We start from the raw sequence: 13509 nt of genomic DNA, 5'->3' as shown, positions 1-13509 counted from the left end.
TGCTTTTTTATTGGCTGACTCAGGTTACATAAAGATATAAAGATTGCCTTATATTTTTGTTTGAGCCGCTTTCTCTGATCTGCTACACATATTTTTATTGAAGTTGTAACAGCTGAAAGCGGAGTGCAGATGTCTGTATCGGGAGAATATATCATCAAGGATATCGGTCTGGCTGACTGGGGACGCAAGGAAATCGTCATTGCGGAAACAGAAATGCCGGGTCTGATGGCATCGCGTGAGGAATTCGGGCCGAAACAGATATTGAAAGGCGCACGGATTTCCGGTTCCCTTCATATGACAATCCAGACAGCTGTGCTGATTGAAACACTGCAGGCGCTTGGTGCGGAAGTGCGCTGGGCATCCTGCAATATCTTCTCGACACAGGATCATGCAGCGGCGGCGATTGCGGCTGAAGGCACGCCGGTTTTCGCCATTAAAGGCGAAACACTGGAAGAATACTGGACCTATACGGACAAAATTTTCCAGTGGCCGGATGGCGAGCCTTCCAATCTGATCCTCGATGATGGCGGCGACGCCACCATGTATATTTTGATCGGCGCACGCGCTGAGGCCGGTGAAGATGTTCTGTCAAAAGCGGGCAGTGAAGAAGAGGAAATCCTCTTCGCGCAGATCAAAAAACGTATGGCTGAAACACCGGGTTTTTTCACCCGCCAGCGCGCGGCGCTGAAAGGTGTGACGGAAGAAACGACTACCGGCGTAAACCGTCTTTACCAGTTGCAGCGTGCAGGTCAGCTGCCTTTCCCTGCCATTAATGTTAATGACAGCGTAACTAAGTCGAAATTTGACAATAAATACGGCTGTAAAGAGTCGCTGGTAGACGGTATCCGTCGCGGTACCGATGTGATGATGGCCGGTAAAGTGGCAATTGTCTGCGGTTATGGCGATGTGGGTAAAGGGTCTGCCCAGTCACTGCTTGGTGCCGGTGCCCGCGTGAAGGTCACGGAAGTTGATCCGATCTGCGCCCTGCAGGCGGCAATGGATGGTTTTGAGGTGGTGACACTGGATGATGCCGCAGCGGATGCGGATATTGTTATCACCACAACCGGCAATAAAGACGTCATCACCATCGAGCATATGCGCAAGATGAAAGATATGGTGATTGTCGGCAATATCGGCCATTTTGATAATGAAATTCAGGTTGGTGCGCTGCGCAATCTGAAATGGACGAATATCAAGCCGCAGGTGGATATGATCACCTTCCCGGACGATAAGCGTTTGATCCTGTTATCTGAAGGTCGTCTGCTCAATCTCGGCAATGCAACCGGTCATCCAAGCTTTGTGATGTCGGCCTCTTTCACCAATCAGGTGCTGGGTCAGATCGAGTTGTTCACCCGTGGCGAGACTTATAAAAACGAAGTCTATGTGCTGCCGAAACATCTCGATGAAAAGGTTGCGCGGCTGCATCTGGCCAAGCTTGGCGTGAAGCTGACTGTGCTTTCTGAGGAACAGGCTGCATATATTGGTGTAACACCGCAGGGGCCGTTTAAATCGGATCACTACAGGTATTAACTATAGTTTAATTAACATACAACATATTGTGGCCGGAAGGATTGACATTCTTCCGGCCTTTATTTTTGCGCCCGCAGCGCTTCAAACAGATTCCCTGTAGCTGTATTGTGCTATGATTCGAAGATAATGGCAGAAAATTCTGCCGCTGATTTTTAAACAGTTATGAAGCAGCAAATGCTGCGGCGGAGAATTTTAAGGCATGTCAGGTGTCAGTTCATTTCGAAATATTGGCTCTGTTATAAGCCGTCATTTTCGCAAAGCTCTGGCAGCGACAGCCGCATTTTCTTCTGTTTTGGTATCCGGTCAGGCACTGGCGCAAAGCTATGATATCGGACGAATTCCGATGCCGGGCGGCAGCACATTAGGCCCGAATGAAGTGGTGCAATTTGCAATTGTTGTAGGGGTAACAGGTGCCGCGCTGTTATCTGTCAGCTGGATCATCCGCAGCCGTAACCGTGTTAACCGCGAGAACAGTGCTTTGCGTGCCCGTGTTGCTGATCTCAGCCATGCGGTGACGCGCAGCGAAACCCTGCTTAATTTGAAAGATCAGCGTATTGTGGTCTGGGCAGGCGCGGAACCGGCAAAACGCGGAACACCACAACATAATACGCAGACAGAAGTGCTGGGTCAGTTGCCGGTGGCCAGCGGAGTGCCGCAGGATCCGGCGGCTTTTTTAAGTTTCGGGCGCTGGTTGCGCACCGATTCCGTGGTGGCATTGGAGCGCGCGATTTTATCGCTGCGCGAATATGGCCGCTCCTTTGATTTTCTGGTTGAGACCAATAACGGCACCATGCTCGAAGTGCAGGGGCAGACAACCGGTGCCTATGCCATTACCCGTTTCATTAATGTTGACGGTGTTCAGGCCAGAGCGGCACAATTGCAGGTGCAGAATAATGAGCTGTCCGACACGCTGACAATGCTCCATGCACTTCTGAACCGTCTGGATCAGACTGTCTGGACACGGGATGTGGAAGGGCGGCTGAACTGGGCGAATAATGCCTATGTACAGGCTGTCGGTGCGAGTGATCTCGATCAGGTTCTGCAGGAAGGGCGCGAATTGCTCGGCGAGCAGGCGCGCCAGAAGATTGAGCGTGAGCGCGTTCTGTCTGCCGATCCGTCTGCAGCTAATCTGAGCCATCAGCCGGCTATGATGCAGGCAGCACAACAGGGCACATCCATTGCCACTTTCCGTGACCGGCTGGCCACGGTTATTGCCGGTGACCGCCATATGTTGGATGTGGCGGAGGTTTCCTGTTCGGCTGGTTCTGCCGGTTTTGCAGCTAATATGAGCGATCTGGAGCAGGTGCGGGCAGAATTGCAGCGCACGCTCCGCAGCCATGCGGAAACTCTCGACCAGCTTTCAACAGCTGTGGCGATTTTTGATCCTGAAATGAAGCTGCAATTCTTCAACCAGGCTTTTGCCAAATTGTGGTCGCTGGATATTGCCCATCTGGAAAGCCACCCGAGCAATGCCATGCTGTTTGATGGTTTGCGCAGTGACGGCAAATTGCCGGAACAGCCGGAATGGCGACGTTGGAAAGAATCCATGCTGTCGGCCTATCGTGCTGTTGATCCGCAGGAACATTGGTGGCATCTGCCGGACAGCCGCACCTTGCGCGTGGTTGCCAATCCGCATCCGCAAGGCGGTGTGACATGGTTCTTCGAGAATATGACCGAGAAATTCGATCTCGAAAGCCGCTATAATACTTTGATGAAGGTGCAGGGCGAAACGCTGGATCATCTGGCGGAAGGTGTGGCTGTGTTTGGTGCTGACGGGCGTATCCGCCTGTCCAATCCGGCCTTTGCCGAATTGTGGTCGATCCCGCCGACAATTGCCGTTGAAGGCACGCATATTTCGGTCATTCGCAAGCAGTGCAAAGAACTGGCCGATGACCGTTATTGGGACGAGTTTGTCTCGGCCGTCACCGGTATTGCCGACAAGCGCGAAGGCACGCAGGGGCAGGCGGAACTGTCTACCGGCACGATCCTTTCTTATGCCGTTGTGCCGCTGCCAAAAGGCCAGATGATGCTGACCTTTGTCGATGTGTCCGATACGGTGCATGTGGAACGTGCGCTGAAAGACAAGAATGAAGCGCTGGAACTGGCCGATCAGATCAAGAATGATTTCGTTCAGCACGTATCCTATGAGCTGCGTTCGCCGCTCACCAATATTATCGGCTTTACCGAATTGTTGCAGACACCGGGCTTCGGTGAGTTGAACAACCGTCAGCGCGAATATGTTGAACATATCAGCACATCGTCCCTGACTCTGCTGACCATTGTGAATGATATTCTTGATTTGGCGACCGTTGATGCTGGTATCATGGAGCTGGATGTCAGCGATGTACCGGTGCGTGATGCTGTTACCGCTGCCAGCGAACGCGTCGCAGACCGTCTGCGCGAACATAATATTGCGCTGCAGATCAATATTGAAAATGCTGTCACCAGTTTCCGCGGCGATGCCAATCGTGTGCATCAGGTGCTGTTCAACCTGCTGAGCAATGCGGCCAATTATGCGCCGGAAGGTTCGGTTGTCGGTCTGGATGCGCGTCTTGATGGTGATCATATTCTTTTCAGTGTCCACGATAACGGGCCGGGCATGCCTAAGGAAGTGCTGGATACGGTATTCAAACGCTTCCAGTCGCACAGCAATGGCGGCCGTCGCCGTGGTGCAGGGCTTGGTTTGTCACTGGTGAAAAGCTTTGTGGAGCTGCATGGCGGTACGGTTGATATCCGCACCGCACCGTCGTCAGGCACAACTGTGCTTGTTCGTTTCCCGCTGGATGCGCGCCTGTATCGTGCAGCAGCCGAATAACCGGATCAGGCTGTCTTTTCCTCTGAATATCATTATTCTCATCATGTCCGGAGATGACGGGCAGAGCATATAATAACGGAAGCTGATATGGCTGATGAACAGGATAGCAGCACTCTCTATACGGTAGAGTTGGTGTTGGAAAATGAAGCCGCGATGATCCGTTTTGCGGAAGATATCGCGCTGGCGCTGGCTAAAGGCGACCTTGTTACGCTGAAAGGTGATCTGGGCGCAGGTAAATCCACTCTGGCACGCGCGATCATCCGCACTATAGCCAATGATGATTTTTACGAAGTGCCGAGCCCGACTTTTACGCTGGTACAGTCTTATCCTGAATTGCGTTTGCCCATAGCTCACACAGATCTCTACCGCCTGTCCTCGCCTGAAGAGCTGGATGAGCTGGGGCTTGATGAGGCGCTGGAAAGCGGTGCAGTGCTGGTGGAATGGCCGCAGCAGGGTGAGGGCGTTTTACCTGCTCCAACGATTGCGATCAGTATTGATCATGAAGGTGATGGCCGCCGTTTGACGATGGAAGTCACTGCTAAAGCTGCGCGGCGTATTTCCCGCTCGCTCGGTATCCGCAGTTTTCTGGAAAAATCTGACCGCCATCATGCTTCCCGCCGTTATCTGCTGGGCGACGCATCGCCGCGCGGTTATGAGCTGATTACCAGTGAGAGCGGTACCGAAATACTGATGAATGCACCGGCTATGCCCTATGATCCGCCGGTTAAAGATGGTCGTCCGTATCGCCAGATTGCCCATCTGGCGGAGAATATGGATGCTTTCGTTGCGATGAACCGGTTGCTGCGTGAAAAAGGTTTCCGCGCACCGGAAATTCTGGCGCTTAATCTCGATCGTGGTTTTCTGCTGATGGAGCATCTGGGCGCAGAAGGCGTTCTGGATAGTGAAGGCAAACCAATCGCAGAGCGCTATGTAGCGGCAGCACGAATGCTGGCGCATTTGCATCAGCATGATTGGCCGCAGGATACTGCGATCAGTGAAGACCGTACTCATCATCTGCATATGTTTGACCGTGATGCGATGCTGATCGAGGCGGAATTGCTGCCGGTCTGGTATCTGCCCTATGTGCAGGGCGAGCCTGCCAGTGCTGAACAGACACAGAGCTTTGAACAGGCATGGGACAGCGTATTCAAAAGCCTTGAAAACGCAGAATATAGCCTGCTGATGCGCGATTATCATTCACCGAATATTCTCTGGCAGGATAAGGCAGAAGGCATAGCCCGTCTTGGCATCATTGATTTTCAGGACGCGATGATAGGCCCGTCCGCCTATGATCTGGCGTCACTGGCAATGGATGCCCGTGTGACAATTCCTGATGAGTTACAAGATCAGATTGTCGTGGCTTATTGTGATGAGCGCCGCAAGCTGGCCAAGGCTTTTGACGAAGAGGCCTTCCGTTCCGCCTATGCGATTATGGCTGCGCAGCGTAACACCAAAATTCTTGGTATTTTTGTGCGTCTGTTCAAGCGCGATGGTAAGCCGGCTTATTTACAGCATCTGCCGCGTATTCAGGCCTATGCAGCCCGTGCCTTGCAGCATCCGTCTCTCGCACCGGTGCGCAAATGGTATCAGGACAATGGTCTTTTGCAGGATTAATACCCATGCCGGATAAGAAGAATTCAGAAACATTTGCTCCTGATACAGCAATGGTATTGGCAGGGGGCTTGGGCACTCGGATGCGCCCGCTGACCCTGACCACGCCAAAGCCGCTGATTAAAGTGGCGGGGCGCACATTGATTGATCGCGGGCTGGATGTGCTGGTTGAGGCCGGTGTTAAAAAGGCCGTGGTCAATGTGCATTATCTGGCCGATCAGATGGAAGAACATCTGAAAACCCGTGATGATATTGCGATCACCATTTCCGATGAGCGCGAACTACTGCTCGATTCCGCAGGCGGTATTCTCAAAGCTCTGCCGGAGCTTGGCGATAAGACATTTTATATCCTCAATGCCGATACATTTTGGGTTGATAGCCAGAATTCAAATCTGCGAAGCCTCGCGCAAAACTGGGATGAAAGCAGAATGGATATTCTGCTGATGCTGGCAGACCGGCATCATTCCACCGGTCATGAAGGACGCGGCGATTTTCATCTCAATGAAGACAGCACATTGCGCCGTGTGCCTGTGGATGAGCGTTCCGATTATATTTATGCCGGTGCGGCACTGGTTAATCCGCAGCTCTTTGTCGGTAAAGAAATCAGTGTTTCTTCCCTCAATAGCTATTTTAATGCGGCCATTGCCGCAGGCCGGCTTTACGGTATGGTCATGCAGGGACATTGGCTGACGGTCGGTACGCCGGAAGCGATCGGCGAGGCAGAAGCTGCCCTTTTGACACTCGCGTAAAGCAGAATATTCAGAGCATTTTCGGTTTGCCGTAACCTATAGAAAATGCTCTATCTATTTATTTCTACGCGTATCTTATCCGAAAACCGCTTCACACTTTTCGGGATACGCTTTGGTATCAGGGAGACGGGTCTATGAGTGAGCGGCGTCCGCGTCTTTATTCGATTGCATCGGGAACACCATTTCTGCCGCGTTTTGCCGATGCTTTGCTGAATGGTGAGTTGATCGAAGGCTTTGGCGCTGATGCAGGCAATCCGCTGGCTCTGGCAGACGCGGTGATCTATGTGCCGACACGTCGTGCAGCACGCGCTCTGCGCGCTTTGCTGGTTGACCGGAATCCGGCTAATGCCGCTCTTTTGCCGTCTATCCGCCCGCTCGGTGATGTGGAAGAAAGTGCGGCGCTGTTTGACAGTGCTGCGGAAGAGTTTCTCCAGCTTGCCCCGCCGATGAGTGAGCCGGAACGACTATTATTGCTCGCGCAGCTGATCCGCCCGTGGCGGGAAAGCCTGCCGTCGCATATTCGCGCGTTGTTCGGGGCAGAGGATATTGCCATTCCGGCAACGACTGCTGATGCTATCTGGCTGGCGCGCGATCTGGTGCGGCTGATGGATCAGGTGGAGACAGAAGGCGCGAGCTGGAACGAACTTGGTCTGATCGCACCGGAAGAACTTGCCGACTGGTGGCGGGTGACACTGCAATTTCTGGAAATCGTCACCAAAATCTGGCCGGATGTTCTGGCTGAGCGCAACCGTTCCAATGCATCGCAGCACCGCAACTGGCTGATTGAATTTGAAACACAGCGGATGCAGAAAAATCCGCCGCAAGGCCCTGTGATTGTGGCCGGTTCCACCGGCTCTATTCCGGCAACGGCGAAACTGGTAGCAACCATCGCTCGCTTGCCAAAAGGTGCAGTGGTATTTCCGGGGCTGGATCGTGATCTGGATGAGAAATCGTGGACTTTGCTCGCCGACGGGCTGAATAATCCGTCTACCTATGGCCACCCGCAATATGGGTTGCGCAAGCTTCTGGATCAGATGCAGTGTCGTCGTGAAGATGTGCAGCATCTGGAAATTACGAATCCGGCTAAGCGTATGCGTGAGCACATTGTCAGTGAGGCACTGCGTCCGGCAGAAACCACAGACCTATGGGGGCATTTAAAGCTCGATGCACAGGCTGTGCGTGATGCGATGCAGAATGTGGCGCTGATCGAAACGGCCAATGAGCGTGAAGAAGCGTTGGCGGTGGCGCTGGCGTTACGTGATGCGATTGAAGCACCGGATAAAACCGCAGCTTTGGTGACGGTTGACCGTAATCTGGCGCGGCGTGTGGTGCTGGAGCTTACGCGTTTCGGCATTGATGCGGATGATTCCGGCGGCAAACTTCTGCGCGATACAGAGGCGGTTATTCTGCTGCGTCTGTTGATTACTTGTGTGTTTGAACCGGGTGATCCGGTGGCGCTGCTGGCACTGGCCAAGCATCCGCTGGTGCGGCTGGGGCAAAAACGTGGTGATCTGCGTCGTGCCGCGGAAATGCTGGAACTGGTTGCGTTACGCGGCGGTACGGGCAGGGCGGATATTGCAGATCTGCCGGGCTTCCTTGAACAAAAAATGATGGAAGCCTCTGCCAAGCCTTATGAACCGGCCTGGCAGGATAATATTGCGGCGGCAGAGCTACTTCAGTTGCAGAGTTTCTGTGCGGCAATGACGGCTGCTGTGGCACCGCTGACCGATCTCATCCGCATTCAAGCGCGGATTGAAGTGCCGCAGATTATGCGGGCGAGTGTCGAGGCACTGGAAAATCTGGCGCGGGATATCGATGATACCGTGCATCTGCTCTATCAGGGGCAGCAGGGCGAGCAGTTCAGTGCATTTCTGCGCCAGTTGATTGCCGCTGATACAGGGTTGGATTTTCTGCCGGAAGAATGGCCGGATATGTTTGAAGCGCTGCTGGCCAATGAAACGGTCAAGCCGCATCCGGGCGGCCATCCGCGTGTGTTTATCTGGGGGGCGCTGGAGGCGCGTCTTCAGACGGTTGATACGGTGATTGTCGGCGGGTTGAATGAGGGCATCTGGCCAGCGAAAACCCGCAATGATCCGTTCATGTCGCGCCCGATGAAAGGTATGATCGCGCTTGATCCGCCGGAAGTGCGTACCGGCCTTGCCGCGCATGATTTTGCCATGGCTACGGGTATGGAACAGGTGATTTTCTCTCGCTCGCAGCGCTCTGAAAATGCGCCGACTGTGCCGTCGCGCTGGTTGCTGCGACTGGAAACGGTGACGGGTAAAGCGGTAACGGACGCCATGCGTGAACGCGGCGGCAAATATCTGTATTGGGCGCGTCTGCTTGATGTGAGCCCCGATGTGCCGTTTGTCTCGCGTCCGGAGCCAAAGCCGCCGGTTGATGCGCGACCGAAACATTTCTCGGTGACAGAAATTGAAACACTGCGCCGCGATCCTTATGCGATCTATGCCAAGAAAATCCTGCGTCTGCGTGCATTGGAACCACTGATCCGTGATCCGGCAGCGGCTGAGCGCGGAACATTGTTTCATGACATTCTCGGCGAATTTACCCGCCGCGATATTGACCCTCTGTCACCGCAGGCGGAAGAAGAATTGCTGGAAATCGGGCGCGGTGCTTTCACTGATGCCGATCTGCCGCCGGAGATCGAAGCCGTGTGGTGGCCGCGTTTTACTGCGCTGATACCGGAGTTCTTACATTGGGAACGTGAACGCGCGCCTTATGTGCGTGAGCGCCATGCGGAGATTTCATCGGCAAAAGCGGTTGTCGAGCCGCTGGCTGTGACACTGTCCGGACGTGCTGACCGTATTGATGTAATGCGCGACGGCACGACGGTAGTGATCGACTATAAGACCGGCTCGACCCCATCAGTGCGTCAGGCTCATGTGCTGTTGTCCCCACAGCTGGCACTGGAAGCGGCCTTGCTTAGGCGCGGTGCCTTTAAAGAGATCGGCCAGAGCGATGCACAGGATTTGCTCTATGTGCGCTTGCAGGGCGGCGGAAGGCTCAAGCCGGAATCCATTCTCAGTACTGATCGCGGCGCCAGCGTGAAAACCGCTGTGGAGCTGGGGGAAGAATCGTGGACGCGTCTCGGTGAATTGCTGACGGAATATAATCGCGAGGAGCAGGGCTATCGTTCCCGTGCTTTGCCGTTCCGCGAAAGTGATCTGACGGGTGATTATGATCATCTGGCGCGGGTTCTGGAGTGGTCTGCCGGTGGTGCTGACGAAGGCGGAGATGCATAATGAAACCTAAAATCATCCCGCAGGAAACCATTGATGCGCAGGCCAAGGCTGCGAACCCTTACGATTCTGTCTGGGTATCGGCTAATGCCGGTTCCGGCAAAACCCATGTTTTGACAGAGCGGGTGATCCGGCTGTTGCTGGAGGGCACAGACCCGTCCAAAATCCTTTGTCTGACCTATACTAAAGCCGCAGCGGCCGTGATGCAGAACCGTGTTTTTCAGCGCCTGTCGGAATGGGCAGTACTGGATGATGAAGGCTTGAGCAAAAAACTCAAAGATCTGGAAAAACGTGAACCCGATGCGATCCGTCTTGAAATCGCTCGGCGTTTGTTTGCCCGCGCTTTGGAAACGCCGGGTGGTTTGAAAATTCAGACCATTCATGCTTTTTGTGAATCCATCCTGCACCAGTTTCCGCTCGAAGCGAATATTGCCGGTCATTTTGAAATGCTCGACGATATGATGCAGACGGCACTGGTAGGGGAAGCACGGCGGCAATTGCTGGAAGTGGCCTCCACCTCTGCCCATGCGGGTCTGGCTGAAGCTTTCGCTACGGTGCTGGAAACCGCCGGTGAAATGGGGTTGGAAAATCTGCTGGATGAAGCGGTGTCCAAACGCCATGCTTTGCATGGATTTATCCGGCAGACCGGCGTTGCAGAAACCCGTCAGGATGTTTTCTATCGTCATTTCGGCTTCGACCCCGATGATACTGAAGCCGATATTCTCTCCGATCTCTGGCCGGTGACCGAGTTTTCCGAAGATGTGCTGGATGCGGTGATGAACCTGCGCAAACCTGCTGCCCGTGCGCAGGATGTGGTGCTGCAATTGCGGATGATTAAACCGCAGACCACACCGGCACAAATGCAGGAGATTCTGCGCAAGGCATTTCTCAAATCCACAGGTGAGCCGAAAAACGGCTCATGGGTGGCAACCGCTGCGGTTAAAGCGGAACTACCGGATTTCGAAGACGACTTTAACCGTGTCGCTGCCGATATTTATGAAGGGCTCGACCGGCTTAAACTGCTGAAGCTGATCCGGCTCAACCTTGCGGCCTTCACACTGATTGATGATCTGCTGTCGCGCTATGAGAAGATGAAGCGCAATCGTGGACTTCTGGACTTTGATGATCTGATCAACCGCACCGTCTCACTGCTGTCACGCAACGGTGCAGGCATGTGGGTGCAGTATAAGCTTGATCGCGGTATCGACCATATTCTGGTGGATGAGGCGCAGGATACCAGCCCTGAGCAGTGGCAGGTTATCAATATGCTCTCTGCTGAGTTCTTTTCCGGCTCGGGGCAGCGTGATGTGCGCCGTACCCTTTTCGCAGTGGGCGATGAGAAACAGTCGATTTATTCCTTTCAGGGCGCACGGCCTGAGGATTTTGCTGCGACTGGTAAAGCTGTTTCGCGCATGGCAGCGCGTGCGGAATTGAGCTTTGAAAAAGTCAGTCTCAACTTCTCTTTCCGCTCCACACCGGATGTATTGTCGGCGGTGGATACGGTATTTTCGCGTGAAGAGGCTTTTCGTGGACTTGGCATTGAGCGGCAGCCAACCGTTCATGCGGCGATCCGTTCCAATGACGCCGGTGAGGTTGAGGTCTGGGATATTCTGACGCCTGAAAAGGTTGAAGAGGTTGAGGACTGGCGTACACCGATCGACCAATTGCCTGCACCGGCCGTCAAGCTGGCTGAGCAAATTGCCACAACTATTCGTCACTGGCTTGATACAGGTGAGCCGATCCATGGCAAAGGGCGGCGCATGGAGCCGCGCGATATTATGGTGCTGGTACGCAAACGTGATCTGTTTATGCCTGCGCTGTCCCGTGCCTTGAAAAATCGCGGTGTGCCGGTGGCCGGTGCTGACCGCTTGCGCCTGACCAGCCATATCGGGATTAAAGACCTGATGGCTGTCGGGCGTTTTGTGCTGCAACCGGCGGATGATTTGTCACTGGCAAGTGTGCTGAAAAGCCCGCTCTTTGGTTTGACCGAGGAGCAACTTTATCGTCTTGCGCAGCCGCGCGGGACAAAACAGACGCTTTATGCAGCGATGGAGAAGCTGGGTGAAAGCGATGCGCCGGATGCGGGCGCATGGCAGGTGCTGTACACAAAACTGCGTCGCTGGCGCAATATGGCCGATACAATGCCGGTCTTTGAGTTCTATGCCCGTATTTTGGGGCAAGATGGCGGACGGCGTAAATTGCTGGCGCGGCTCGGGCCGGAAGCCGGTGATGTGATCGACGAATTCCAGAATTACGCATTGGCAACCGAGCGCAGTGGTCTGCCCGGGCTACAGGCCTTTTTGGAAACGCTGGAAGCAGCCTCGCCGGAGATTAAGCGCGAGCTGGATCAGAACCGCGATGAAGTGCGTATCATGACGGTGCATGCCTCCAAGGGGCTGGAAGCGGCTGTGGTTTTCATGGTTGATCCCGGCAATGCCGCATGGTCGGCAGGGCGTGCACCAAAGCTGCTGAGCTTTGATATGGCTGAGCCGGACGGTTATGAGGGCAAGGGCTTTCTCTGGCTGCCGAAAAGCGATTACGGCACCGGTTTTACTGCGGAGCTGCTGGAAGAGCTCAAAACCCGCTCTGAGGAAGAATATCGCCGTCTGCTTTATGTGGGTATGACCCGCGCCGAAGACCGGCTGATCCTGTGCGGTTATCGCGGCGAGCGCGAGAGCGAAAACACATGGTTGAAACTGGCCTCTGACGGGCTGGGTGATGAGGCCGTGGCCTATGATCATCCGGTGGAAGGTGTGAGCGCACGGCGTTATCGCAAGACAGAACTGGCAGAACTGGAGATGCAAGACAAAGCGGATGCGGCTGAGACTGCTTATCCGTCATTGCCGGACCATTATCGCCGCCCATTGGAGCCGGAGCAGGGGCTGCCACGTCCGCTGACGCCATCCGGTGCCTCTGCACTGATTGAGGCTGATGCGGAGCAGGTTGTGCGCAGCGGTTCGCCGGTTCTGGAGCAGGGCGCACAAAGTGAGGGCAGTGGCCGCAGCTTCGGTTTGCAACGCGGAACGGTAATTCACACATTGCTGCAACGTTTGCCGGATTTGCCTGCGGAACAACGCGAACAGGCAGCACAGCGTTATCTGAATATTGCTGCCGGCGATTGGCATGAATCACAACGCGAAAAAGCACTGGCAGCGGTCAGTACTATTCTGAATGATCCGCAATTTGCTGCGGTATTTTCACCCGCTTCCAAAGCTGAAGTCTCATTGATGGGCAAACTGCAATTGCGCGGCAAGGAACAGGTTGTTTCCGGCCAGATCGACCGGATTTGTGTTGAAGACGACCGTGTGCTGATTGTGGATTATAAGAGCAATCGCCCGCCAGCCCGCACGCAGCAGGAAGTGCCGCAGGCCTATATCACGCAGCTTGCACTGTATCGCGCGCTGGTTGAGCCGCTTTATCCGCATAAACGTGTTGAGGCTGCATTGCTGTTCACTGAAGGGCCGCATCTGATTGTGCTGGATGAGGATGTGATGGAACATGCGCTGATTGCTCTGGGCAAGGCTGTATGAAGAGGTCGCTTCGA

Annotated in this window: 6 protein-coding genes; all 6 read left to right on the top strand. The window is 54.3% G+C overall.

All coding sequences use genetic code 11. The features are described from left to right. Positions 1 to 129: 129 nt before the first annotated feature. The 6 genes from ahcY (at position 130) to addA (ending at position 13495) form a co-directional block, all read left to right on the top strand. Positions 130 to 1530, top strand: a complete 1401-nt coding sequence (gene ahcY, locus F7P81_RS05700) for an adenosylhomocysteinase (protein WP_151158831.1) — start codon at positions 130 to 132, stop codon at positions 1528 to 1530. A 199-nt stretch (positions 1531 to 1729) separates the two neighbouring features. Beyond that, positions 1730 to 4345 (top strand): sensor histidine kinase, encoded by a 2616-nt coding sequence (locus F7P81_RS05695; protein ID WP_151158830.1) that lies wholly within the window; start codon positions 1730 to 1732, stop codon positions 4343 to 4345. An 87-nt stretch (positions 4346 to 4432) separates the two neighbouring features. Beyond that, a complete protein-coding gene (gene tsaE, locus F7P81_RS05690) occupies positions 4433 to 5959 on the top strand; it encodes a tRNA (adenosine(37)-N6)-threonylcarbamoyltransferase complex ATPase subunit type 1 TsaE (protein ID WP_151158829.1) in 1527 nt (508 codons plus the stop codon). 5 nt (positions 5960 to 5964) lie between these two features. After that, complete coding sequence (locus F7P81_RS05685) at positions 5965 to 6705, top strand: nucleotidyltransferase family protein (RefSeq protein WP_151158828.1); 741 nt, start codon at positions 5965 to 5967, stop codon at positions 6703 to 6705. Positions 6706 to 6839: 134 nt separating this feature from the next. Beyond that, positions 6840 to 9968 (top strand): double-strand break repair protein AddB, encoded by a 3129-nt coding sequence (gene addB / locus F7P81_RS05680; protein ID WP_151158827.1) that lies wholly within the window; start codon positions 6840 to 6842, stop codon positions 9966 to 9968. Further along, positions 9965 to 13495: a double-strand break repair helicase AddA gene (gene addA, locus F7P81_RS05675; RefSeq protein ID WP_374828054.1), complete on the top strand. Its 3531-nt coding sequence runs from the start codon at positions 9965 to 9967 to the stop codon at positions 13493 to 13495. Before addB ends, addA begins: the two co-directional genes overlap by 4 nt. The last annotated feature ends 14 nt before the right edge of the window (positions 13496 to 13509 follow it).

It is taken from the genome of Pseudochrobactrum saccharolyticum (assembly GCF_008801715.1).
Taxonomy (GTDB): Bacteria; Pseudomonadota; Alphaproteobacteria; order Rhizobiales; family Rhizobiaceae; genus Pseudochrobactrum; species Pseudochrobactrum saccharolyticum.
The sequence above is the reverse complement of the archived record's forward strand: the minus strand, read 5'-3'. Positions and strand labels throughout refer to the sequence as shown.